Source organism: Micromonospora sp. Utrum1, from assembly GCF_057197805.1.
On the sequence record NZ_CM170071.1, the window covers coordinates 7,262,946 to 7,285,503 of the forward strand.

The window sequence follows — 22,558 nt, forward strand, 5'->3', positions numbered from 1 at the left end:
CATGTGTGAAAACCTTCACCGACGGCGCGAAGGGGCCGCTCCGGCGGTGCCGAACGGCCCTTTCTGGTACGCCGGCCCACGTCGCGGAGACGCCAGCCGTCCGTCCGCCGTAGGGTCGGCACGGTGACGCCCCCGGCACGAGGAACGAACTGATGGCGCTCCGCTGGCGCGACGCGATGTCGACCGCCCTCTACGGGCCGGATGGCTTCTTCGTCGCCGGCCCGGGGCCGGCCGCCCACTTCCGCACCAGCGTCCACGCGTCTTCGGTGTTCGCCTCGTGTCTGCTTCGGTTGCTGGCCTCTCTCGACGCGGCTCTCGGCCATCCCGCTCGGTTCGACGTGGTGGACATCGGTGCGGGTCGGGGGGAGCTGTTGCGGTCGTTGTCGGTCGCCGTGGGGGTTTCGGGGGAGCCCACCCGCTCTGGGCGGTCAGGCTTGATCCCTCCGCGGGCGGGCTCCCCCGAAACCCTGACCACCACGGCCGCCGCCCGCACGTCGCCTTCCGGGCCGGCCGCCGCCGGGTCGTTGGCCGCCGCGCCGGTTCCGCTGGCCGAGCGGGTACGCCTCATCGCGGTCGAGAAGGCGCCCCGACCCGATGACCTGCCGGTGGAGATCGAGTGGGTGGACGAGATCCCGCAGGGCGTCACGGGTCTGCTGGTGGCCACCGAATGGCTGGACAACGTGCCGTTGGACCTCGCCGTGTACTCCCCGGAGGGCTGGCGGTACCTGCTGGTGGACCCGGCGACGGGTGAGGAGTCGACCGGCGAACCGGTGAGCGCCGAGGACGCCGACTGGCTGGACCGGTGGATGTCCCCTGCCGCGGGCGACGGGACCGGAGCGACCACCGAGGGGTTCCGGGCGGCCCGGCCGGCGGAGGGATCAAGCCTGACCGCCCGGAGCCGGTCGGGCCGCCCGGAACCCCCCACCGGCGCGCGGGCCGAGATCGGAAGGACCCGCGACGAGGCCTGGGCGGCGGCGGTGACCCACCTCGACCGAGGGCTGGCGTTGGCCGTGGACTACGGGCACCTGCGGGGTGATCGGCCGGTCGACGGGACGTTGACCGGGTATCGGGGTGGGCGGCAGGTGGCGCCGGTGCCGGACGGGTCGTGTGACGTGACGGCGCATGTGGCCATCGACTCGGTCGCCTCTGCCGGTGAGCGGGTCGCGCGGTGTGCGTACACCCTGGTCTCCCAGCGGGAGGGGCTGCGGGCGCTCGGGGCCGATGGCGGGCGACCGCCGCTGAGCCTGGCCTCCCGGGACCCGGCCGGCTACCTGCGGGCCCTCGCCGCCGCGTCGGCGGTGGCCGAGCTGACCGACCCGGCCGGCCTCGGCGGGCACTGGTGGCTGCTGCAACCGGTCGGCGTCGCCCTCGATCCGCTCATGGCACGATGACGGACATGACCACCGACGCCGGCGACCTCCGCGAACTGACCGTCGGCACCGGGGCCGGCGGGGAGCAGCTCGGCACCGACATGGTGCTCAACATCGGGCCGCAGCACCCGTCGACGCACGGCGTGCTCCGGCTCAAGCTGGTGCTCGACGGGGAGCGGGTGATCTCCGCCGAGCCGATCGTCGGCTACATGCACCGGGGCGCGGAGAAGCTCTTCGAGGTCCGCGACTACCGGCAGATCATCGTGCTGGCCAACCGGCACGACTGGCTCTCCGCCTTCTCCAACGAGCTGGGCGTGGTGCTGGCCGTGGAACGGCTGATGGGCATGGAGGTGCCGGAGCGCGCGATCTGGCTGCGGATGGCGCTCGCCGAGCTGAACCGGGTGCTCAACCACCTGATGTTCCTCGGCTCCTACCCGCTGGAGATCGGCGCGATCACGCCGATGTTCTACGCGTTCCGCGAGCGGGAGACGATCCAGGCGGTGATGGAGGAGGTCTCCGGCGGCCGGATCCACTACATGTTCAACCGGGTCGGCGGGCTCAAGGAGGAGGTGCCGTCCGGCTGGACCTCGCGGGCCCGGGCGGCGATCGGCGAGGTCCGCCGGCGGATGCCCGACCTGGACAACCTGATCCGGCGCAACGACATCTTCCTGGCCCGCACCGTCGGGGTGGGCGTGCTGTCGGCGGCCGACGCCGCCGCGTTCGGCGCCTCCGGGCCGGTCGCCCGGGCCTCCGGGCTCGACCTGGACCTGCGCCGGGACGAGCCCTACCTGGCGTACGACCAGCTCGACGTGCCCGTGGTCACCAAGGCCGCCGGGGACTGCCACGCCCGGTTCGAGGTGCTGCTCGACCAGGTGTACGTCTCGCTCGACCTCGCCGAGCAGTGCCTGGACCGGGTGGACCGGCTCAGCGGGCCGGTGAACACCCGGCTGCCCAAGGTGGTGAAGGCGCCCGAGGGGCACACCTACGCCTGGACCGAGAACCCGCTCGGCATCAACGGCTACTACCTGGTCTCCCGGGGCGAGAAGACACCGTGGCGGCTCAAGCTGCGCACCGCCTCGTACGCGAACGTGCAGGCGCTGGCCACCCTGCTGCCGGGCTGCCTGGTGCCGGACCTGATCGCCATCCTCGGCTCGATGTTCTTCGTGGTCGGCGACATCGACAAGTAGCGGCGGCCCGGTCAGCGCCAGCGGTCGGTGGCGCTGGTGCCACCGGCCCGGGGGGCGTCGTCGCGCGGCGGGTACCCGTAGCGGGCCGGCTCGGGCTCGACCTGACGCCACTCCGGCTGGCCGCTGCGCTGCGTCGGGGGCCGCCACTCCTCGGGCACCGGCACCCCGCCGGCCGGGAGCGCCGGCCGGCTCTCCTCCGCCCAGCCGCCGGCCTCGCCGGGAACGGCCCGGCCACGGACGGAGGCCCAGCGGTCCTCGACCCGGTACTCGGTGCCGCCGCCGTCGGCGTGCACCGCGGCCCGCCGCTCCCCGACCCGGATCTCCCGGCCCTGCTCGTCGTCGCGGACCGCGGCCCACCGGTTGCCGGTGCGCAGCTCGGACCAGTAGTCACCGTCCGGATCGTCGGCCACTGCCCGGCCGGGCCGCTCGGCCGGCGCCCAGCCGCGGGCGTCCGTCCCCGCCCAGCCCTCGGCCGGCGGCTCGCCGTATCCGCTCCGGTCGCCCTGACCTGCCCAGGCACCCGGCCCGGTCCGGTCGCCCTGGCCGGTGTGGATGGGCTCGTCCCGTCGAGCGGCCCAGCCCGCCTCCTCGCGGCCGCCGCGCCCCGCCGGCCAGGACCGGTCGTCGGCCGGCCGGGACCGTTGCTCGGCCGAACCCGCCGACCAGGACCGGTCGTCGGCCCAGCCGCGGTCATCGCTCTCCCGCGCCGGCCAGCCCCGGTCTTCGCCCTCCCGCGCCGGCCGGTCCCGGTCGTCGCTGGACGCCCGGCCGACGCCCGCCCACGGGTGCCCACCGCCGGGCGCGGACCAGGAGCGCTCGTCCCGGGAGTCGGCCGACCCGGACCAGGAACGCTCGCCGCCCTGCCCGGACGAGCCGCCGAGCCGGGAGCCCTCGGCCGGGCCGGACCAGCCGCCGCCGACCTGGGCGGACCAGGAGTGCTCGTCCCGGCCGGGTCGGGCGCGGTCGTCATCGGAGTCCCGGTACCCGGCGCGGGGCTCCTCCGCCTCCGCGCCGCTCCACGAGCGCTCTTCGGGGGCGGGGGACCAGCGGCCGGCGTACCCGCCGTACCGGGTGCCCGCCGGGTCGGCGCCGCCGTCCACGATGGTGTGCCGGGTGGTCACGTGCACGGTCTCGGTGTGGTGCACCACTCCGACCTGTCGGTGCTCCGGACGGATCTCCGGCTCGGGGGTGCGCGGTGCGCCGTAGACACCGGTCTGGGGGCGGTCACTGCCGTAGACACCGGTCTGGGGGCGGTCGCCGCCGTAGACGCCGGCCTGGGGGCGGTCGGCACCGTAGACGCCGGCCTGGGGCCGGTCGGCACCGTAGACACCGGCCTGCGGGCGGTCGGTGCCCTGGCCGGGGCGGTCGGCAGCGTGGTCGGCGCCGTACCGGGTGCCGGGGCGGCGGACTTCATCGTCCTCGTCCCGGGCGGCGGGCTGCGCCCGGCCCGGCTCGGTGCGGGCGCGCCCCTCCTCGTGCGGCTCGGTGGCCGGCACGCGGGCGCGGCCACCGGCGGGCTCGTCGGTGGCGGACGTGGCAAGGCCCGCGGCGGCGGCAATGCCGGCGGCCGCGGCGTCGAGTCGGCGGCGCATCGCCGTGACCGACTCCTGGGTCCGGTGGGCCTGGTCGAGCGCCTGGTTGCCGCGCTGGGCGGCGGCCACGATCTCGCCGCGCAACTCCCGGCGGAGCTGCTCGAGTTCCGCGCGCAGTTCCTCGGCGCCGGCCGCCCCGCCGCCGCTCTCGGCCCGCAGCGCGATGGAGAGGCCGATCAGCACCACGGCCAGGATCGCCAGCACGGCGCCGAACCGGAGCGGGCCGTTGCCGTCGGCGACCAGCAGGATGAGCGCCGCCAGGGGCGCGAGCCCCACTCCGATCCAGAACAGGATGGTCAGCAGCGCGGGGCTGCGGTTTTCGGCGGGGGCGACCGAGGCGGGCATGGCTGAGCAGACTACCGAGAGTTGCCCCGGTAGGGAACGGGCCGAAAGCATCGATGTAAGGGGCGGTGACCAGGACTTCCCGCCCGGCCACGGCTGCCCCGTCGCGCCGGCGAGCCGAGGTGGCCCGCCGGCGCGACGGTGGTGGTCAGCTCGCGGCGAGCGCGGCGTCGGAGGAGAACACCAGGCCGACGCTGGCGGCGCCGGTCTTCAGGGCGTTCTTGGTCTGCGGGCCACCCGCGTCGAGCGAGCTGAACGAGCCGGCCTTGAAGGCGTAGACCTCGACGAGCCCGGCCTGGCACTTCGGCCGCTGCGGGCACTCCGGCGGGCCGGCCAGCACTGTGGCCGTGCCGGAGCACTTGGCCGCCAGGTCGGACAGGGTGGCGACCTGGTACTTGTCGGCGAACGCCTTGGTGACGGCGAACGCGTTCTGGTCCTGCGCTTGGGCGGGCTGGCCGAAGCTGATGCCGACCTTGTCGCCGGCCGCCTTCAGCGCGCCGACCGTCTTGTCCAGCTCCGGCGAGGAGACCGGCTGGGCGTCCTTGCCGTTGGCCTTGGTGTTGAGGAACTCGGCCATGGTCGCCGCGTACTCGGGGACGACCTGGACCTGGCCCTTCTCCAGGGCCGGCTCGTAGAGCTCGCGGTTGCCGATGGTCTGCACCTTGACCTGGTAGCCGGCCGCGGTGAGCGCGATCTTGTAGAGCTCGGCGATGGTCTGGCTCTCGCTGAAGTTGCCGGCGCCGACCGTCACCTGGCCGCCGGGGCCCTTCTCGACGCCGTCGGTCACGCCGTTGGCGTCGGCGAACTCCTTCGCCGCGACCTGCGGCGTCTTCCGGTCGACGTCGACCGCCCGGTTCAGCTCGATCAGCTTCGGGGTGTCGAGCTTCGCGGAGACCTTGTCGAGCGCGGCGACGAGCTGCGGGGTGGCCGCCTTCGCGTTGATCGCGGGGATGACGTTGTCGGTGTTCTGGAGCTTCTTGTCGTCGGTGAGGACGACCAGCTTGTCACCCGCCACCGGGGCGCAACCGGCCCCGGAGGCACCCTGCTCGGGCGCGTCGGTGCCGGAGGAACCGGCGTTGCCGCAGCCGGTGAGGAGGCTCGCCGCGGCGAGGACGCCGAGCGCCCCCACGGCCAGCTTTGAACGTGCGTGCATCAATGCCCGCCTTCCGTGTCCCGGCGCGACCCGTCAGGGCCGGCCGCGTGTCCGACGGGCGATCCGATCGAACGCCCGCGACTCCAGCCAATATCTTCCAGCCCGCACCGACAAATTCTGAGCCGGATTCGTCACCGGATCGTCATCCCGGGGGACTCAGGCGCCGGCGGTGGCGTCGGCCGCGCGGCGGTTCACCGCCCGCCGGACCCGGCGCAGCGGGCGCGGCGTGACCAGGCGCTCGACCACCGCCAGCACCCCCTCGACGAGCAGCGCCAGCCCGCCCACCAGCACGCCGCCGGCGACGATCTGGCCGCCGCCGGCCGCGATGTCCAGTCCGAAACCGGCCCGGATGATCTGCCCGAGCCCGCCGCCGTTGACGAACGAGGCCAGCGCCGCGGTGGCCACCACCTGGACGGCGGCGGTGCGGAACCCGGCCGCCAGGTAGGGCACCGCGAGCGGCAACTCCACCCGGCGCAGCACCTGCCCGCCGGAGAGCCCCATCCCGCGCGCCGCGTCCCGGGCCTCCGGGTCGGCCTGCCGCACCCCGGTGTACGCGTTGGCCAGCAGCGGCGGCACCGCGAAGACCGCGAGCGCGACCACCACCGCCGGCCGGCCGAAGCCGAGGAAGGTCAGCGGCAGGATGGTCAGCAGGGCCAGGGTCGGGATGGCGAGAGTGACGTTGGACACCAGCAGCACCAGGCCACCGCCCCGGCCGGTGTGGCCGAGCCAGAGCCCGATCGGCCAGGCCACCAGGCAGCCGAGCAGCACCGCCAGCGCCGACATGCTCAGATGCTCGCCCAGCCGGTCCAGGACGCCGCCCGGGTTGGTCCAGTTCAGCGGGTCGTTCAGCCAGACGACCGCCTGCTGCACCGGGTTCATGAGCTCCGCCCTCGCAGCCAGGGGGTGAGCAACCGGCCGACGCCGGCCAGGACCAGGTCGAGCACCAGCGCCAGCAGCACGCAGAGCACGGTGCCGGTCATGATCTGCGCCTTGTAGAAGTTGTTCTGGAAGCCGGCGAAGATCAGCTGGCCGAGGCCGCCGCGGCCGACCACCACCCCCACTGTGACCAGCGCCACCGTGGAGACCGTGGCCAGGCGTAAGCCGGTGAGGATGCCGGGCAGCGCCAGCGGCAGCTCGATCCGGAACAGCCGGCCCCAGCGGCCGTATCCCATGCCCTCGGCGGCCTCCCGCACCTCGGGCGGCACCTGGTTCAGCCCGGCCAGCACGTTGCGCACGATGACCAGCAGCGCGTAGAGCGCCACCACGGTGAGCACGGTGATCGCGCCGATGCCCAGGTACGGCGCGAGGAAGGCGAACAGCGCCAGCGACGGGATGGTGTAGAGCACCCCGGTCAGCGCCAGGATCGGCGCGGCCAGCGAGCGGAACCAGTAGGCGGCCACCGCGAGCGGCAGCGCCACCAGCGCCGCGATCAGCACCGCCCGGGCGGTCAGCCAGGTGTGCTCACGCAGCGCCGCCAGGATCGTGTCAGAGTTGTCCCGCACGTACTGCCAGGAGAACCATGGGTTACCCGGCGCGGCCCGGTAGCTCAGGTGGAGGGACACACGTGGACGTTACCCCGGGCGCCGGACAGGGCGCGGCCTCGATCACGCTGGAGCGCATCCGCAAGCGCTACCCGGACGGCACGGAGGCGGTGCGGGAGCTGAGCCTGGAGGTCAAGGCCGGCGAGCTCGTCGTGCTGATCGGCCCGTCCGGCTGCGGCAAGTCGACCGTGCTGCGGATGATCAACCGGCTGATCGAGCCCACCGGCGGGCAAATCCTGCTCGGCGACGACGACGTCACCCAGGTCGACCCGGTCACGCTGCGTCGCCGGATCGGCTACGTGATCCAGAACGTCGGCCTCTTCCCGCACCAGACCGTCGCCGCCAACGTGGCCACCGTGCCCGGGCTGCTCGGCTGGCCCCGGGAGCGGACCCGCGCCCGGGTGGACGAGCTGCTGGAGCTGGTCGGCCTCGACCCGGGGCAGTTCGGCCGCCGCTACCCGCACGAGCTCTCCGGCGGGCAGCGGCAGCGGGTCGGGGTGGCCCGCGCGCTCGCCGCCGACCCGGTGGTGCTGCTGATGGACGAGCCGTTCTCGGCCGTCGACCCGATCGTCCGGACCCGGCTCCAGGAGGAGTTCCTCCGGCTGCAGGCCGAGGTCCGCAAGACCATCGTGCTGGTCACCCACGACCTCGACGAGGCGGTCCGGCTGGGCGACCGGATCGCGGTGCTCTCCCAGAGCGGCCGGCTGGAGCAGTACGACACCCCGGCCGCCCTGCTCGGGTCGCCCGCCTCGCCGTTCGTCCGCGAGTTCGTCGGAGCCGACCGCGGCATCCGCCGGCTCGCGGTCACCCCGCTGACCCGTGAGGTGCTCGACCCGCTCCCGGCCGACGGCGGGGCCGGCCTGCCGACCGTGCCGCTGGGCGGCTCGGCGTACGACGCGCTGGGCGGGCTGCTCACCTCCGGCGCCGAGCAGGCGGTGGTCACCGAGGACGGCCGGCCGGTGGGACTGCTCACCCGGGCCCGGGTGCTGGGTCTCGGCGTGCTAGACTGACCGCTCAGGCGGTCAGGCTCGGCCGCGCCGGGCGGACCGGCCTGGCCAGGCCGACGATCCAGCGGTCAGGCTCGGCCGCGCCGGGCGGACCGGACTGGCCAGGCCGACGATCCAGCGATCAGGCTCGGCCGCCGAGGCTGGCCAGGCCGACGATCCAGCCGGCGAAGAAGCCGTAGGTGACTCCGGTGCTGGCGGCCTGGAAGGCGGCGAAGAGCGAGCCGTGCGGCCCGAGGAGGGTGGCCAGCAGGGCCGTGCAGCCGGCGGCCAGGGCGTAGGCCCCCCAGCCGGAGAAGAACTGGCTGGCGGAGCTCTCCACCCGGGCCACCTGTGGGCCGGGCAGCACGTAGAGCAGCGCCGCGGCCAGCACGATCAGCAGGATCGCCCGCAGGTTGGTGGCGAGCACGCCCTGCGACGGGTCGTCGGCGTGCAGTCGCCAGGCCGGCCAGGCCAGCAGCCGGAGGAACCAGCCGCCGGCCCCGGTCGGGTCGGTGTGGCCCTGCACCCAGCCCACGTACGTCGGGCTGCCGCAGACCGCCACGAGCAGGAGCACGGCGAGGGTGCCGGTGCCGGCGGCCGTGCCGTACGCGCTGATGGTGCGGGGGCGGTTGGTGAGGGCCATGGAGCGGTCAGTTCCCGGCCCACCGCGCCGGGCAAACCTGCGTACCCGTGAAACCGCCGAGGGTCGGCGGGTGGTCATCGCCTAGTGCTTCAGCAGGTAGTCGATGAAGGCGGCCCGCAGCAGCGGCGCGGACTCCTCGTAGCCGTGCCCGGTCATCTCCCGCCACAGGGCGTTGGCCTCGTCGATGATCGGCCCGACCGAGTTGGGGGCGCCGTCCAGGACCGAGGCCTCGTCCGCGTTGGGCATGTGCCGCAGCACCGACCAGAAGAACTCGACGTCGCGACGCTCCCGGGCCAGGTGGAACGCCTGCTCGCGCAGTTCCTCGGTGGAGAGCTTGTCCAGCTCGTCGAAGGTGCGGCCGCCGGGGGCAGGAGTGTGCGTCATGCCGCCGAGCCTAACCGGCGAGATCAGCTCCGGACCCGCCGGACGCGACGCCGAGGCCGGTCGGGCCCGGGTCAGCGGTCCCCGGCGTCCCAGCGCCGCGGTTCGCTCTCCCAGCGCGGCGACTCCCACGAGTCGACGGTGTCGGTGGTGCGGACCGGCAGCACCGACGGCCAGGCGTCGGCCGGCTCCGGTGGCGGGGTCAGCGCCCAGCCGGTGCTGATCGTGCCGTCGCCGCTCGGCCCGGTCGGAACCGCCCCCGGCGGCGCCGGTCGCGGCCGGCCTAACGTCTCGACCAGCCGGGTGACCAGCAGCCCGGCGCCGAGCGTGGCCCCGCCGACCGCCCACCGGCTGATCTCCCAGTCCTGCGCCACGGCCCAGGCCAGGAAGACCTCCACCGTGCAGACCGCCAACAGGGAGCCGAAGATCCCGCCCCGGCGGCCGTACGCGCTGGTGCCGCCGAGCATCACCGCGCCGATCGCCAGCACCGACCAGTCGAGCCCGGTGACGGGCGCCACCGGCCCGTCCCCGTTCGCCGCGATGAGCACCCCGCCGAGCACCGCCAGGACGGTCGAGCCGATCAGCGCCAGCGCGGTCACCGTGGCGGCCACGGCGCCCCGCCGTCGGGCCGGGTCGGCGACCGGCCGGAATCGCCCGACCAGCCGGCGGACCGGTTTGATCGCACCGAAGAGCCCGCCGAGGACGGCCACCGCGGCGAAGCCGAGGAAGAGGTAGAGGGCAGTGCGTCGGGGGTCGTAGCCGCCCTGGACCACGATCGGGGTGGTCCGCCGCTCGATGTACACGATGACGCCGGCCGCGCCGGCCAGGCTGGCCGCCCAGGCAGGCACGTGCAGCAGCACCACGGCCACTGCCAGCGCCAGCCCGCCGAGCGCCGCCACCACCAGCGCCGGGAGCAGCGCCTCCCGTATCCCGCGGTCGCCCTGCTCGGCGAAGTGCAGCGCGGCGGCCACGGCGACCGGGCCGATCGTCAGGTTGACCGCGGCGGCCCGCAGACTGAGCCCGGCGGCCAGGGTGAGCAGCCCGAGGCCGGCCACGTCGACCAGCAGCGTCTTCAGCGCGCCGCCGCGCAGCGCGTCGGCGTTTTCGCGCCAGAGCAGCCAGGTCACCGCGATCAGCCCGGCCAGCAGCAGGAACTCCCAGACCACGTGCACGGCGATCCGGTCCCGGCCGGGCTCGCCGTGGGAGGGGTCGTCGAAGACGTTCTCCAACACCGTCGCGGGCACGCCGGACGACGCCTCCGCCGGCGCGTTCCGGCCCGTCTCGTCGTACCCCATGGCCCGCGCCTCCCACATGGCCGGCGGTGCGGTCCGACGCTCGGGCGGACCGGCGGCGGCCGTTGCTCTCCGGTCGCCAGGCACGGTACCTGCGGGGGGAGGTGCTGGGAACCCCTGATCAGAGCCGGCCGCGCGGAGTCTCCCGGTCGCCGGGCTCGCGATCCTCGTCGTCCTCCTGCTCGGGCACCCGGCAGGACCGCTCCAGCCAGAGCGCCGCCGCGACCAGGGCGAGCGAGGCGAGCAGGCCGGCCCCGCCGGCCGGCCGGTCGCTCATGGCGGCGTTGGTCCGCTCCACGAAGAGCCAGGCGGTCAGCCCGGCGTAGAAGCCGGCGAAGATGGCCCCGGCCAGGGCGGACGCCTTGGCCAGCACCACGAACCGGGCGACCAGCAGCGCGTTCACCGGGTCCCGCCCGGGGCGGCGCTCGATCCGCCCTCGGGTGTTGACCGCCGCGTACGCCTCGAGCACGGCCAGGCCGGCCAGCGTGACCACCGGCAGCCAGGGCAGGTCGGGGGCCATCTCGTAGTAGAAGGTGCTGATCAGCAGCCAGGCCAGCGCGGCGGCGGCCAGGGCGGCCACCACCAGCGTGGAGATCCGGGTCGGACCCATCCGGAAACGGTGGGGGTCGCGCGGGGACTGCGCCTGGCTCATGCCGTCCGGCTCCACAGGGTCATGTGTCCGACTCTAACGCCAGATCGGGGCGCGGACTGAGTTCCAGCGCGTCGGAGGCGAGTGGCTCGGCGTTGAGCAGGTCGGTCAGCCAGCCGTGCCCGGGCAGCCGGCCGTGCGGCTCGATGTCGATCCACGGCCGCAGCACGAAGGCGCGCAGGTGGGCCCGGGGATGCGGCAAAGTCAGCTCCGGGTCCGCGCTGAGCACCGGCTCCCCGGCGGCGTCCCAGACCGCGATCACGTCCACGTCGAGGGTGCGCGGCCCGAACCGCCGCTCCGGGTCGCGGGTGCGACCGGCCGCCGCCTCGGCGGCCCGGGCCCGCGCCAGCCAGTCGCGCGGGGTCGCCGCCGGGTCCCCGACCAGCAGCGCCGCGTTGAGGTACGCGGGCTGGTCGGCGTCCCCCCACGGTGGAGTCTCGTAGACACCGGAGACGACCAGCACGGCGTCGCCGAACGAGGCGACCGCGGCGCGCAGGTGGGCGAGGCGGTCGCCCAGGTTGCTGCCGATCGACAGCACGGCCCGGGTCATCGGGTACGCCGCATCGTCACCGCCACGTCCCGGAAGGCGTGCGGGATCGGGGCCTCCGGCTTGTGCACGGTGACCGTCGCGGCGGCGACCAGCGGCTCGGCCAGGCAGACGGCGAGCAGCCGGTCGGCGAGCGTCTCGATCAGGTTGACCGGCTCGCCGGTGACCACGGCGACCAGCTTCTCGGCCAGCTCGCCGTAGTGCACGGTGTCGGTCACCTCGTCCGACTCGGCGGCCGGGGCCAGGTCGAGTTCGAGCACCGCGTCGACCACGAACTCCTGCCCCTGGGCGCGTTCGAAGTCGTAGACGCCGTGCCGGCCGTGCGCGCGCAGGCCGGTCAGCTCGATCCGGTCGCTCATCAGAGCCCCCCTTTCATTCGCGACCGCGGGACTCGCAAGCTCGTTCCCTGCGCTCATCGGTTTCCCTCGTCTCCCGTGGGCCGGGCCAGGCGCGGGCGGCCGGTCGCCCGCCAGACGGCGAGCGCGTCGGCGGTGCCCTGGACGTCGTGCACGCGTACCCCCCAGGCGCCGGCCGCCACGGCGAGGACGCTGGTGGCGACGGTGGCCGCCTCCCGTTCGGCGGTGGGGCGGGGGTTGCCGTCCGCGTCGGCGAGCAGCCGGCCCAGGTAGGACTTGCGGCTCGCCCCGAACAGCACCGGGAAGCCGAGGTCGACCAACTCGGGCAGGCGGGCGCTGAGCTCCCAGTTGTGCGCGGCGGTCTTCGCGAAGCCCAGCCCCGGGTCGACGATGATCCGGTCGGCGGCCACCCCGGCGGCCAGCGCCTCATCGACCCGCCGGCTCAGCTCGGCCCGCACGTCGGCAACCACGTCGGTGTAGCGGGCCAGGTCCCGCATCTCGCGCGAGTGGCCCCGCCAGTGCATGAGCACCCAGGGGCAGCCGGCGTCGCGGACCACCCGGGCCATGTCCGGGTCGGCGAGGCCACCGGAGACGTCGTTGACCACATCGGCACCGGCGGCGAGGACGGCCTCGGCCACCCGGGCCCGGCTGGTGTCGATGCTGACCGGGATGCCGGCGGCGCTCAGCTCGCGGATCACCGGCAGCACCCGGGCGGTCTCGGTCTCCGCGTCGACCCGGTCGGCGCCCGGCCGGGTGGACTCGCCGCCCACGTCGACCAGGTCGGCGCCGGCCGCGCGCAGTCGCACTCCGTGTGCGACGGCGGCGTCGAGGTCGGCGTATCTGCCGCCGTCGGAGAAGGAGTCGGGCGTGACGTTGAGGACGCCCATCACCACCGGGGTCTCCGCCCGTACCAGATCGGTCACGGCCCCGACAGTACCGGTCACCAGCAGGGCGTCCGGCGGCCCGGGCGACCCCGGCGGACGACGCCTCTGACGTGCGGATTGGAACAGGTGTACGATCGGTCGTCAGGTCCGTTCCGGGTCGACTCTTCGCGGGTTGTCGCAAAGGTAACCGGGCCGTACGCTTTGGAATTGCCCAGCATTGAGATGGCGAAGCCTGGAGGGAGGGCCGAAGCGGGACCAATCCCCCCAATACTCACCACCCTCCGTGGTGGGTGACGAACCCAGCGTCGTCGACGCTGTGTGGTACGAGCACCATCCCGCCAGGCTTTGCCCACGTGCACCACCGCGGCGCCGCCGGCCGCGACCTTGGGGAGGTTTTCCAGTGATCGCCATCGAGCTCATGGGGACGGCGTCCGCCGCCGTCGACCACGCGCTCCACACCTTGGCGTCGACTCCACTCGCCGAGCCGGCTCCCAAGGGCATCGACACCAACAATGTCGTCTCCTTCTTCGCCAGCAAGATCGCCCCGATCCTGCTGGCGGTGCTCGGCGTGATCTTCATCGGCCGGGCCAGCCGGGGCGAGATCTCCAAGGTGCTGACCAGCTCGGCCATCGCGATCATCGGGCTGGCCTTCATCGCCGGCGCCGCCACGCTGTTCTTCGTCGGCGACTACCTGATCAACCTGATCTTCGAATAGGCGTTGGGCGACGATGCGGCTGCGCACCGACGACGACATCTACCGGGCACGCCTCGTCTACCTGGGGCCGCCCGGGTACACCCTTCCCGTCCACCTGCCGTACGCCCAGTACGGCCTGTTCATGCTGCTCGTACCCCTCTACATGTTCATCCACTGGTTGTTCACGCTCCAGGTCGAGCTCTTTCCCGCCTGGGAGATCTCGCTCGCCATCGTGACGACCTCGTTCATCTTCCGGTACGTCGACCCGGACCGGCCGGCGCGCATGGTCATCCGGACCGCGCTGACCGACTGGCGACGCACCCGGGAGCCGGCCGCCGAGCTGCGCGACCCGCGCCTCGTCGCGAGCCGGATCAGGATCCGGGAGGAACTGGCATGACCGGGCGTACGCCGACGGCGCAGACGAACGACGCGGGTGAGGCGGTCGCATGAGTCGCTCTTCCACGCCGGGTTCCCCGGCCGGACGTCCGGCCGGGCCCTACGGTAACCGTGCGCGATCGTTCGACTACCCACCGGACGAGGAGCTGGACGAGGCCGCCCTCGACCCGGCCCTGGTGACCAGCCCGCACCACGGTCGCGTCGGGGTCTTCCAGCCGCCCCGGCCGCTGGCCCCGCGCGGCGCCGAGCAGCGGGAACCGGTGGTCGCCGACAGCGGTGACATCGACTCCCCCTTCCTCGACCTCTTCGGTGGCGCGCAGCCCCGGGCCCGCCGGCCGGCGATCCCGCCCGCCGGTTCGCCGGCCCCGGTGGAACCGGTGGTGGCGCCGCCCCGGCGTGGCGTCGGCCGGGAGGCGCTGCCCATCCCGCACCAGCACTCCGCTCCGGCAGAGCCGGCCCCGCCGATCCCGCACCAGCACGCCGCTCCGGTCGAGCCGGTGGAGCCGGCCCTGCCGCCAGCCCTGCCCGAGGACGAGCCGCCGGCCGCCCGACTCCGGGAGAACCTGCCGGGCGTCCGTCCGGTGGGCCGGCCGCGCGAGGCGCCCGAGGCCGCCCGCCCGGCGACGTACGCCGCCCCCGCACCGCCGGAGCGGCCCGCCCTCGAACCGGCGCCGGCCACCCGTACCCGGGTGCCGCACCAGGTCGGCGACCGGCTCCCGGCGCTCCGGTCCACCGTGGAGCCGGACCCGACCGAGCCCGAGGCTCCGGTCGAGCGCCCCGGCCGCCGGGCCGACCGGCGGCGGGCCGAGCCGGCCCGGCCGAACGGGCGCGAGGTGGCGGCCGCGGCGACCCGCGAGGTGGCCCCGCCGCCCAGCCGCGAGGTGGCACCGCCCCGGCAGCGGTCCCCGGAGCGCAGCGGCAGGCCCGCCAAGCCGGTCCGGGCCCCGAAGATCAAGTTCAGTGACCGCGACCCCGCGGTCGAGCTGGCCATCACCGAGATCGCCGGCCACCTCACCTTCACCCCCAACACGGTCACCGCCTGGTACTGGCTGCCCGAGGTGCGCTGGGCCTTCCGCCCCGACGCCGAGCGCGAGGCGCTGCTCTCCGCGATCTCCGAGCAGTACGCCGGCCTGGCCGGCTTCCGGCTGCACCTGCGCCGCACCACCCGGCCCTTCCCGGCCGACGAGTGGGCCCGCGCCATCGACGCGCACACCGCCGCCCCACTGCCCGACGTGCCCGGCACCACCGGCTGGGCCGACCACCTGGTCGCCGCGCAGCGGCACCTCATGGCCGTCAACCACGCCGAGGGGCAGACCTACCTCGGCGTCACCTTCGCCCGCCGGTCGCTCGGCGACTCGCTCACCGAGCGCCTGCTGCGCACCTTCGGCCGGGGCACCGCCGACGGCGAGCGGCGCCGGCTGGGCCGCACCGTCGAGCAGTTCGACGAGGTGCTCGGCGCGTTCGGCATGCGCGGCCGCCGGGTCACCGCGCAGGAACTGGAGTGGCTGCTCTACCGCTCGGTGGCGCTCTGCATGGCACCGCCCGGCGTGCTCTCCCCGATCACCAACGGCCGGTGGGAACGCGGCGACCTGCTGGCCCTCACCGAGCAGGTCGAGCGCTACCGCACCCCGTACGGCTCCACGGTCAAGCTGGTCAACCGGATGACCGGCGAGGAGCGGCACGTCGCCGTGCTCGCGGTCGGCCGGATGGAACCACTGGAGATCCCCGAGCGGCACGAGCCCTGGCTGCACTTCCACGAGCGGCTGCCGTGGCCGATGGAGCTCTCCACCCGGGTCGACATCCTCGGTCCCGGCGACTCCTTCCGGAACCTCGAACACCGGCTCCGGATGATCCGCTCCCAGCAGCTCGATTACGCCGAGCACGGCATCGACGCCCCGCCCGAGCTGGAGCGCCTGGCCAAGCGGGCGCTGGTGATCGGCGACGAGATGACCACGGGCCTGCCCGTGGACTCGGCCCGCGCGCACGGCTGGCACCGGATCGCGGTCGGCGGCCGGACCCGCGAGGAGTGCCTGGAACGGGCCCGCCGGCTCATCCAGCTCTACTCGCGGGAGCTGCGCATCTCGCTCCAGCACCCGAAGAACCAGGACTGGCTGGCCCGCGAGTTCATCCCGGGCGAGCCGATCGCCAACACCGGCTACGTCCGGCGGATGCCGGTCAACCTGCTCGCCGCCGCGTTGCCGCAGGCCGCCTCCACGGTCGGCGACCGGCGCGGTGACTTGATCGGCCGCACCGCGGGCACCTGCCGGCGCCCGGTCTTCCTCGACCTGCACTTCCCGATGGAGGTACGCGAGCGCTCCGGCCTCGCCGTCTTCGTCGCCGAGCCGGGCGGTGGCAAGTCCACCCTGCTCGGCGCGCTCGGCTACCTGTCCGCCCGGCGCGGCGTGCAGGTGACCCTGCTCGACCCGTCCGGCCCGCTGGCCCGGCTCTGCGCCATGCCCGAGCTGAAGCCGTACTCGCGGGTGCTCAACCTGACCGGCTCGGAGCAGGGCACCCTGGCCCCGTACGCGCTGATCCCGACCCCGCTGCGCAGCGAGTTCGGCGCCGGGGCGCCCGGCGACCGGGAGTTCGAGATCGCGGTCTCCAACGCACGCGCCGAGCGCCGGATGCTGGTGCAGGACATCTGCATGATGCTGGTGCCGCCGCAGGTGGCCCGGGAGGCGTCCACCGCGACCCTGTTCCGGCACGCCGTACGCCAGGTGCCGGCCGAGGAGACCTCCACCCTGGACGACGTGGTCGCCTGCCTCCAGGGGCTGGACGACGACGCCGGCCGCGAGCTGGCCAACCTGCTCCTCGACACCGCCGAGATGCCGCTGGCCATGCTCTTCTTCGGCCGGCCGCCGGAGGGGCTGCTCGGCGCCGACGCGGCGCTCACCGTGATCACCATGGCCGGGCTCCGGCTGCCCGACCTCAAGATCGAGCGCGAGTACTGGTCGGCCGAGGAGGCGCTGGCCCTGCCGATGCTGCACACCGCGCACCGGCTCGCCGTCCGCCGCTGCTACGGCGGCTCGATGTCCTCCCGAAAGCTGGTCGGCCTGGACGAGGCGCACTTCATGGAGGGCTGGCGCTCCGGCCGGTCGTTCCTGGTCCGCCTCGCCCGCGACTCCCGCAAGTGGAACCTGGCCGCGCTGGTCGCCTCGCAGAACCCGAAGGACATCCTCGGTCTCGACGTGCAGAACCTGGTCTCCACCGTCTTCGTGGGCCGGATCGCCGAGGACACCGAGATCGCCTCCGAGGCGCTGCGGCTGCTCCGCGTGCCGGTCAACGACGGTTACGAGGCCACCCTCGCCTCGCTGTCCCAGGCCGACAGCGGCTCGGCCGCCCGGCTCGGCTTCCGCGAGTTCGTCATGCGCGACGTCGACGGGCGCGTGCAGAAGGTCCGGGTCGACGTGTCGTACGTCGACGGGCTGCTGGAGCACCTGGACACCACCCCCGCCGCGGTCGCCCAGGCCGCCGGGCAGCTACCGACCGTCCTGGCTGATCTGGAGGCGTGACATGGCGAGGGCCCGGGCACGGATCGCGGCGCTCCTCCTCGCGCTCGGCGTACTGGCCGGGGCCACCATCGCCTGGCCGCTGGTCGGGGCGACACCCGCGTACGCCGCCGTGCCGGCCGCCCAGGCCCGGGCCGAGCTGTGCAGCACCAAGGAGTGGCAGGCCGACTTCCGCGCCTGCGTCGCCAAGCTCAAGGCGGTCAGCGAGGACCAGGTCGAGTGCCGCAACGCGCCCGTGCCCGCCGCGCCGGACTCCGGCCTGGCCGGCTGGTTCGCCTCCCGCCCCGCCTCCGCCAAGCAGCCCGGCCCCAAGGGCCTCTACAGCGACTACGGGTACGCCGGGTACAGCTACACCACGTACGACGTCGACGGCGGCTGCGCGTCCTCGGTCCTGCATCCGGACTACCGCTTCACGACCATGGTCGCGAACGGCGAGTTCATGTTCGCCAACGCGATCATCGGCGCCTCGAACGCGCTGCGCGAGCGCGCCTGGGACCCGCGGACGATGTGGCGCTGGGCCGACCCGCTGGTCGAGCAGGCCACCAAGGCCGTCTACCAGAAGGTGTTCAGCGTCTTCGGCATCATCACCATCTGCGTGGTCGGCCTCTACCTGCTCTGGCGGTCGCGCCAGTCGGACATGAGCAACGCCATGACCACGGCCGGCTGGGCGATTCTGGTGATGGTGGCGGTGACCGCCCTGGCCGCCTGGCCGGTCAAGTCGGCGAATATCGCCGACAACACCCTGATCACCACCCTCGGCGTGGTGCACGACGCCGTCGGTCCGGCGTCCAGGGACATTCCCCCGGACAAGTGCGCCCTGCCGAACCGGGACGCCTGTGTCGACAAGCGCCCGCCCGCGGTCCGTGCCAGCGACACCGCGACCGAAACCATGCTTTACCGGAACTGGCTGCGCGGCGTCCTCGGCTCGGCCGACAGTGAGACCGCCAAGAAGTACGGCCCGGCGCTCTACGACGCCAAGTCCCTCTCCTGGGAGGAGGCGGAGAAGCTCCGGCAGAACCCGGCGACGCGCGAGGCCACCATCAAGGCCAAGCAGCAGCAGTGGGCCCGGGTGGCCGAGCAGATCAAGTCGGAGGATCCGGAGGCTTACGAGTACCTCCAGGGCGTCCGGGACATGGACCGGATCGGGGCCGGTTTCATCGCCGTGCTGGCCTCTCTGCTCTTCGCGATGTTCGACCTGACCGCCTCACTGCTGGTGCTGCTCGGCTTCCTGATCTTCCGCTGGGCGGTGATCGCCGCGCCGATCCTGGGCACGGTCGGGCTGATGCGCCCGGCCAGCGCCGGGCTCCGGCGGCTGGCGAACGCGGTGGTCGCCGCGGTCTTCAACATCGCCATCTTCGGCACCGGCGCGGCCATCTACCTGTTCGCGGTGGATCTGATCATGAACACTCCCACTCTCCCCGGCTGGCTCCAGGTGGTCCTGGTCTGGCTCTGCGGTGTGGTGGGCTGGCTGCTGCTCCGCCCCTACCGGCGGATCACCCAGCTCGGCGGCAAGGACAGCAGCGAGGCGGTCAGCTCGGCCGGCTCCTGGCACCGGCGGTTCTTCCGGGACATGCGCATCGCGGCCCGTCTCGACGTGGCCGAGCCGGGCGGCACCGCCGAGCCGGCGATGGGGCGGCGGCGCGGCGTGCCGGCCGACCAGCGCAGCCTCCGGCCGGAGGCCCGGCACGAGGACCCGGCGCACACCGTCACGGCGATCGAACGGGACCGGCCCGACGGGCGGGGGCGCCCCGAGGAGGCGACCGAGTCCCGGTCCGGGCGCCGCGGCGCCGCGCCCCGGCCCCGCCGCCAGCCGGCGGGCTGGACCGGGCCCGACGTGCCCGAGGAGGCACCCTCCTTCGCCGTCTACCGGCCGGACTCGGCCGACCGCACCCCGGCGCCGAAGCCGACGCCGCGGGTCCGCTCCGAGGCGCGGTGAGCCCGGTGCGGCGGGCGCTGGAATTCCTGGTCACCCGGGTACTCCGGTCCCGGCTCGGCGTGGCGCTGGTGATCGCCGTCCTGGTCTTCGGCGTGATCGGCGCGGCCCGGCTGGTCTCCGGTCCGGTCGACACGACCACCGGCCTGAGCACCCGCCCGAGCCAACCGATCAGCACCGTGGACCCGCATGCCGGTGACGACGGGGTGCTGGCGAGCCCGCCGGCGGCGGTCTCCCCGAAGACCCGACCGGGCGAGGCCACCCCCGAGCAGACCGCGAGCCGGTTCACCACCGCCTGGCTGACCGGCCCGGGCAGCAGCGGCGAGGCCTGGCAGGCCCGGCTGCGGCCGCTCTCCACGCCCGCGCTCATCGAGAAGATGACCGGTGCCGACCCGGAGACCGTGCCGGCCCGCCGGATGACCGGCGCGGTGACCCTCCGGCCCCGCACCGAGTCCTTCGTGGAGGCGCTGGTCCCGCTCGACGACGGCCGGCTCCGGCTCGAACTGGTGGCCCCGGACGGGTCGTGGCTGGTGGACGCGGTCGACTGGGAGCGGCCGTGAGCGCCGCGTCCGGTGGCACCGCGCCGGTCCGCCGCAAGCTGCGGGTCGGCGTGCTGGTCACCGCGGTCACCACGGTGCTCACCCTGCTCTGCTGCGTCGGCGGCGCGGGCGCCTTCCTCCTCACCGAACTGGGCGGCGACCAGAAGGACGGCGTGCTCGCCGGCCTGGCCTGCGACCCGGCCTACCAGGTGAATCTCACCGGGGACATGCCGCGCTTCACCGAGTACGGTGACGGCCAGCTCCGCAACGCCGCCGTCATCATCAAGGTCGGGCAGGACATGAAGGTGCCCGCCCGCGGCTGGGTGATCGCGCTGGCCACCGCGATGCAGGAGTCCGGGCTGCGCAACCTCGCCAACAGCAGCGTGCGCGCGTCGCTGGCCCTGCCGCACGAGGGCGTCGGCGCCGACCACGACTCGCTCGGCCTGTTCCAGCAGCGACCCGGGTGGGGCAGCGTCCAGCAGCGGATGACGCCCGCGTACGCGGCCCGGAAGTTCTACGAGAAGATGATCAAGGTGCGGAACTGGCAGCAGCGGCCGCTGACCGTGGTGGCGCAGCGGGTGCAGGTCAGTGCCTTCCCGGACGCCTACGCCAAGCACGAGGACCTGGCCGGCCGGATCGTGGACGCGCTGGCCGGCGGGGCCGCCCGGACCGTCGAGATCGCCGGCAAGGCGGTCTGCGACGCCGCCGCCGGGGCCCGGATCGCCGCCTCCGGTTGGACCGCGCCGCTGCCCGGGGGCGTGGTCTCCGGCTTCCGCACCGCGGAGCGTCCCAGCCACAACGGGGTCGACCTCGACGCGGAAAAGCGCACCCCGATCCACGCCGCCTCGGCGGGCCGGGTGCTGGTGGCCCGCTGCGACCCCGACCGCTCGGGGCGGCGGGACTGTAACCGGGACGGCTGGCCGGGCAAGGGCGGCTGCGGCTGGTTCGTCGACATCCTGCACGCCGGCGGCTACATCACCCGCTACTGCCACATGATCGAGCGGCCCCGGGTGGTGCCGGGCCAGCTCGTGGAGGCGGGCGAGGAGATCGGCCTCTCCGGCACCAGCGGCAACTCCTCCGGTCCGCACCTGCACTTCGAGGTGCACGTGGACGGCGACCGCTCCAGCCGGGGCGCGATCAACCCGGTGCCGTTCATGCGCGAGCGGGGCGCTCCGGTGGACGGGACCGCGTGAGGCGTACCGGCCCATGAACAACCCGCTACCCGACCCCTTCGCGGACCAGCCCGACTGGGCTCCGCTGCCACCCCGCCCCGTCGAGATCGTCCCGGCCACCGGCCGGATCGAGCTGCGCGGCCGGCGCGTGCTGGTCGGCCTGCCGGGCCTCGGTTGGCGCGGTGACCTGCGCGCCGACGAGCGGGTGGTGCAGGGCAGCCGGACCTACGTGCCGGTCATCCCGGAGCACGAGTGGTACCGCGCCGAGTCCGAGCAGGTGGAGGTCTTCGCGCCGCTGGTGCCGGTGGAGCGGGTCTGGGTGGAGACGATCGGTGAGCGGCGGGCGAGTGCCGGCCCGACCGAGTCGGGCATTCGGCTCGTCTCGCTCGACGCGCCCACCCGGCGCCCGCCCACCCCGGTCTTCGAGGCCGACTCGGTCACCGATCGGCGCGTGGTGCACGTAACCGGGGCGACGGAGCAGCGTGACCTGCGCGCGGTCACCGAGACCTACTCGGGCGCCGACGGGGACATCTGCGTCCGGGTGACCCCGGAGCTGGAGTGGTACCGCTGGGCCTGGCGCGGCCAGGCGCCGACCACATTGGAGGTGCCGGTGCACCTGCTGTGGCTGGAGTAGGACCGGCCTCACCCGGTGCGCTCGGCCGCGCAGACTCCCCAGCCGTCGCTCCGCCGCGTCTCGAACCGCCAGCCCTGCCGATCGCTCTGCGAGATCCCGTCGACGTGGGCCGAGATGATGAGATCAACCTCGACCACGGCCACATCACCGGACTGCTTGGCGTTGAGCGCGCCCCAGCTCACCGAGATCGCCGTGTCGAATCTCTTCTCCCGCGCAACTAGATCGTCACGAAGTGCGCGAAGGTCGCCGACGTCCGTTCGGTCCGGACAGGCGAACTCCTGCGCCTTGGTGTCGTTGCGGTCCACCAGTAGCGCCCGGAGGTAGTTGTCCACCACCACGTCCGGGGCGCTGCGGTCGGGCGCGGTAGCGCGGTCGTACAGCACGAAGCCGACGACGGCTCCGCCGGCACAGACCAGCGCCAGCACCCCGGCGACCACGGCGAGGACGGTGCGCAGCCGCCGCTTCGGGCGGACCGGCGCCGGGGCGGGCGCGGGCGGCGCCAACTGCTCGGGCGGGGTCCGCTGCGCCGGTACGCGGGAGACCTGGGAACCGGCGGGGGGCTGCACTGATTCCACCTCCTGAGGCTATCGGCTGCGCGGCGCGTACCCAATGCCTCAGAACTGGCGGATAGTGGCGAACCGCCGCACGGTCCGGTTGGCGGGCCGGCGGGTGAGGCTGCTCACCGCCGAGCCGGGCACCGCGCCGACCGACATCCCGGAGGTCGGCCCCCGGCTGGGATACCGTCACAGCCGGGGAGG

The 22,558-nt window shown here is 74.2% G+C and carries 22 protein-coding genes; 10 read left to right on the plus strand and 12 right to left on the minus strand.

The features are described from left to right. Window positions 1–152: 152 nt before the first annotated feature. Window positions 153–1,391 carry an SAM-dependent methyltransferase gene (locus AC0OLQ_RS34270; RefSeq protein WP_484529568.1) on the plus strand — a complete coding sequence of 413 codons (1,239 nt, stop codon included), beginning with the start codon at window positions 153–155 and terminating at the stop codon, window positions 1,389–1,391. Continuing rightward, a complete protein-coding gene (locus AC0OLQ_RS34275) occupies window positions 1,388–2,557 on the plus strand; it encodes an NADH-quinone oxidoreductase subunit D (RefSeq protein ID WP_484529569.1) in 1,170 nt (389 codons plus the stop codon). The genes AC0OLQ_RS34270 and AC0OLQ_RS34275 overlap by 4 nt, the downstream gene beginning before the upstream one ends. An 11-nt stretch (window positions 2,558–2,568) precedes the next feature. Here the strand turns inward: AC0OLQ_RS34275 and AC0OLQ_RS34280 are convergent, their stop codons facing one another. From AC0OLQ_RS34280 to AC0OLQ_RS34295, 4 genes are all read right to left on the minus strand, one after another. Then, on the minus strand, window positions 2,569–4,494 hold the full coding sequence (locus tag AC0OLQ_RS34280; RefSeq protein ID WP_484529570.1) for a hypothetical protein: 1,926 nt from the start codon (window positions 4,492–4,494) through the stop codon (window positions 2,569–2,571). A 145-nt stretch (window positions 4,495–4,639) separates the two neighbouring features. Further along, a complete protein-coding gene (locus AC0OLQ_RS34285) occupies window positions 4,640–5,644 on the minus strand; it encodes a glycine betaine ABC transporter substrate-binding protein (RefSeq protein ID WP_357334106.1) in 1,005 nt (334 codons plus the stop codon). A gap of 156 nt (window positions 5,645–5,800) precedes the next feature. Further along, the gene (locus AC0OLQ_RS34290; protein WP_484529571.1) at window positions 5,801–6,523 is read right to left on the minus strand and encodes an ABC transporter permease; all 723 of its coding nucleotides are present in this window, start codon (window positions 6,521–6,523) and stop codon (window positions 5,801–5,803) included. Further along, the gene (locus AC0OLQ_RS34295) at window positions 6,520–7,206 is read right to left on the minus strand and encodes an ABC transporter permease (protein ID WP_484529572.1); all 687 of its coding nucleotides are present in this window, start codon (window positions 7,204–7,206) and stop codon (window positions 6,520–6,522) included. The genes AC0OLQ_RS34290 and AC0OLQ_RS34295 overlap by 4 nt, the downstream gene beginning before the upstream one ends. 2 nt (window positions 7,207–7,208) lie before the next feature. Here AC0OLQ_RS34295 and AC0OLQ_RS34300 point away from each other — a divergent pair, with 2 nt between their 5' ends. Then, the gene (locus AC0OLQ_RS34300) at window positions 7,209–8,195 is read left to right on the plus strand and encodes an ABC transporter ATP-binding protein (protein WP_484529573.1); all 987 of its coding nucleotides are present in this window, start codon (window positions 7,209–7,211) and stop codon (window positions 8,193–8,195) included. A 118-nt stretch (window positions 8,196–8,313) separates the two neighbouring features. Here AC0OLQ_RS34300 and AC0OLQ_RS34305 read toward each other — a convergent pair whose 3' ends face one another. The 7 genes from AC0OLQ_RS34305 to folP form a co-directional block, all read right to left on the minus strand. Then, window positions 8,314–8,814 (minus strand): hypothetical protein, encoded by a 501-nt coding sequence (locus AC0OLQ_RS34305; protein ID WP_357334097.1) that lies wholly within the window; start codon window positions 8,812–8,814, stop codon window positions 8,314–8,316. Window positions 8,815–8,895: 81 nt separating this feature from the next. Next, window positions 8,896–9,198 (minus strand): hypothetical protein, encoded by a 303-nt coding sequence (locus AC0OLQ_RS34310; RefSeq protein WP_484529574.1) that lies wholly within the window; start codon window positions 9,196–9,198, stop codon window positions 8,896–8,898. A gap of 71 nt (window positions 9,199–9,269) precedes the next feature. Then, window positions 9,270–10,490, minus strand: coding sequence for an ABC transporter permease (locus tag AC0OLQ_RS34315; RefSeq protein ID WP_484529575.1), 1,221 nt, complete (start codon window positions 10,488–10,490; stop codon window positions 9,270–9,272). 118 nt (window positions 10,491–10,608) lie between these two features. Beyond that, window positions 10,609–11,097 carry a DUF3180 domain-containing protein gene (locus AC0OLQ_RS34320; protein ID WP_484529576.1) on the minus strand — a complete coding sequence of 163 codons (489 nt, stop codon included), beginning with the start codon at window positions 11,095–11,097 and terminating at the stop codon, window positions 10,609–10,611. Window positions 11,098–11,158: 61 nt separating this feature from the next. Further along, on the minus strand, window positions 11,159–11,686 hold the full coding sequence (gene folK / locus AC0OLQ_RS34325) for a 2-amino-4-hydroxy-6-hydroxymethyldihydropteridine diphosphokinase (RefSeq protein ID WP_357334089.1): 528 nt from the start codon (window positions 11,684–11,686) through the stop codon (window positions 11,159–11,161). Further along, the gene (gene folB, locus AC0OLQ_RS34330; RefSeq protein WP_357334087.1) at window positions 11,683–12,042 is read right to left on the minus strand and encodes a dihydroneopterin aldolase; all 360 of its coding nucleotides are present in this window, start codon (window positions 12,040–12,042) and stop codon (window positions 11,683–11,685) included. The genes folK and folB overlap by 4 nt, the downstream gene beginning before the upstream one ends. A gap of 53 nt (window positions 12,043–12,095) precedes the next feature. Further along, window positions 12,096–12,962: a dihydropteroate synthase gene (gene folP, locus AC0OLQ_RS34335; protein WP_357334084.1), complete on the minus strand. Its 867-nt coding sequence runs from the start codon at window positions 12,960–12,962 to the stop codon at window positions 12,096–12,098. A 361-nt stretch (window positions 12,963–13,323) separates the two neighbouring features. Between folP and AC0OLQ_RS34340 the strand changes: the two genes are divergently transcribed. Genes AC0OLQ_RS34340 through AC0OLQ_RS34370 form a run of 7 tightly spaced genes read left to right on the plus strand, consistent with a single transcriptional unit; the run spans window position 13,324 to window position 21,800 of the window. Continuing rightward, entirely contained in the window at window positions 13,324–13,638 is a 315-nt protein-coding gene (locus AC0OLQ_RS34340; RefSeq protein ID WP_151465372.1) for a hypothetical protein, read from the plus strand. Window positions 13,639–13,651: 13 nt separating this feature from the next. Then, entirely contained in the window at window positions 13,652–14,014 is a 363-nt protein-coding gene (locus tag AC0OLQ_RS34345) for a hypothetical protein (RefSeq protein ID WP_091317037.1), read from the plus strand. 49 nt (window positions 14,015–14,063) lie between these two features. Beyond that, window positions 14,064–17,525, plus strand: a complete 3,462-nt coding sequence (locus AC0OLQ_RS34350; RefSeq protein ID WP_484529577.1) for an ATP-binding protein — start codon at window positions 14,064–14,066, stop codon at window positions 17,523–17,525. Window position 17,526: 1 nt separating this feature from the next. Beyond that, complete coding sequence (locus AC0OLQ_RS34355) at window positions 17,527–19,458, plus strand: MFS transporter (protein ID WP_484529578.1); 1,932 nt, start codon at window positions 17,527–17,529, stop codon at window positions 19,456–19,458. Continuing rightward, the gene (locus tag AC0OLQ_RS34360; protein WP_484529579.1) at window positions 19,455–20,015 is read left to right on the plus strand and encodes a hypothetical protein; all 561 of its coding nucleotides are present in this window, start codon (window positions 19,455–19,457) and stop codon (window positions 20,013–20,015) included. The genes AC0OLQ_RS34355 and AC0OLQ_RS34360 overlap by 4 nt, the downstream gene beginning before the upstream one ends. Further along, complete coding sequence (locus AC0OLQ_RS34365; protein ID WP_484529580.1) at window positions 20,012–21,187, plus strand: M23 family metallopeptidase; 1,176 nt, start codon at window positions 20,012–20,014, stop codon at window positions 21,185–21,187. The genes AC0OLQ_RS34360 and AC0OLQ_RS34365 overlap by 4 nt, the downstream gene beginning before the upstream one ends. A 13-nt stretch (window positions 21,188–21,200) precedes the next feature. Continuing rightward, on the plus strand, window positions 21,201–21,800 hold the full coding sequence (locus tag AC0OLQ_RS34370; protein WP_484529581.1) for a hypothetical protein: 600 nt from the start codon (window positions 21,201–21,203) through the stop codon (window positions 21,798–21,800). 8 nt (window positions 21,801–21,808) lie between these two features. Here the strand turns inward: AC0OLQ_RS34370 and AC0OLQ_RS34375 are convergent, their stop codons facing one another. Beyond that, window positions 21,809–22,366, minus strand: a complete 558-nt coding sequence (locus AC0OLQ_RS34375; RefSeq protein WP_484532505.1) for a hypothetical protein — start codon at window positions 22,364–22,366, stop codon at window positions 21,809–21,811. Window positions 22,367–22,558: the final 192 nt, after the last annotated feature.

What these genes read in the sequence shown, in the direction of transcription:
- AC0OLQ_RS34270 (WP_484529568.1), top strand. Translation starts at nt 153, where the DNA reads ATGGCGCTCCGCTGGCGCGACGCGATGTCGACCGCCCTCTACGGGCCG.
- AC0OLQ_RS34275 (WP_484529569.1), top strand. Translation starts at nt 1,388, where the DNA reads ATGACGGACATGACCACCGACGCCGGCGACCTCCGCGAACTGACCGTC.
- AC0OLQ_RS34280 (WP_484529570.1), bottom strand. Translation starts at nt 4,494, where the DNA reads ATGCCCGCCTCGGTCGCCCCCGCCGAAAACCGCAGCCCCGCGCTGCTG.
- AC0OLQ_RS34285 (WP_357334106.1), bottom strand. Translation starts at nt 5,644, where the DNA reads ATGCACGCACGTTCAAAGCTGGCCGTGGGGGCGCTCGGCGTCCTCGCC.
- AC0OLQ_RS34290 (WP_484529571.1), bottom strand. Translation starts at nt 6,523, where the DNA reads ATGAACCCGGTGCAGCAGGCGGTCGTCTGGCTGAACGACCCGCTGAAC.
- AC0OLQ_RS34305 (WP_357334097.1), bottom strand. Translation starts at nt 8,814, where the DNA reads ATGGCCCTCACCAACCGCCCCCGCACCATCAGCGCGTACGGCACGGCC.
- AC0OLQ_RS34310 (WP_484529574.1), bottom strand. Translation starts at nt 9,198, where the DNA reads ATGACGCACACTCCTGCCCCCGGCGGCCGCACCTTCGACGAGCTGGAC.
- AC0OLQ_RS34315 (WP_484529575.1), bottom strand. Translation starts at nt 10,490, where the DNA reads ATGGGGTACGACGAGACGGGCCGGAACGCGCCGGCGGAGGCGTCGTCC.
- AC0OLQ_RS34320 (WP_484529576.1), bottom strand. Translation starts at nt 11,097, where the DNA reads ATGGGTCCGACCCGGATCTCCACGCTGGTGGTGGCCGCCCTGGCCGCC.
- folK (WP_357334089.1), bottom strand. Translation starts at nt 11,686, where the DNA reads ATGACCCGGGCCGTGCTGTCGATCGGCAGCAACCTGGGCGACCGCCTC.
- folB (WP_357334087.1), bottom strand. Translation starts at nt 12,042, where the DNA reads ATGAGCGACCGGATCGAGCTGACCGGCCTGCGCGCGCACGGCCGGCAC.
- AC0OLQ_RS34345 (WP_091317037.1), top strand. Translation starts at nt 13,652, where the DNA reads ATGCGGCTGCGCACCGACGACGACATCTACCGGGCACGCCTCGTCTAC.
- AC0OLQ_RS34350 (WP_484529577.1), top strand. Translation starts at nt 14,064, where the DNA reads ATGAGTCGCTCTTCCACGCCGGGTTCCCCGGCCGGACGTCCGGCCGGG.
- AC0OLQ_RS34355 (WP_484529578.1), top strand. Translation starts at nt 17,527, where the DNA reads ATGGCGAGGGCCCGGGCACGGATCGCGGCGCTCCTCCTCGCGCTCGGC.
- AC0OLQ_RS34370 (WP_484529581.1), top strand. Translation starts at nt 21,201, where the DNA reads ATGAACAACCCGCTACCCGACCCCTTCGCGGACCAGCCCGACTGGGCT.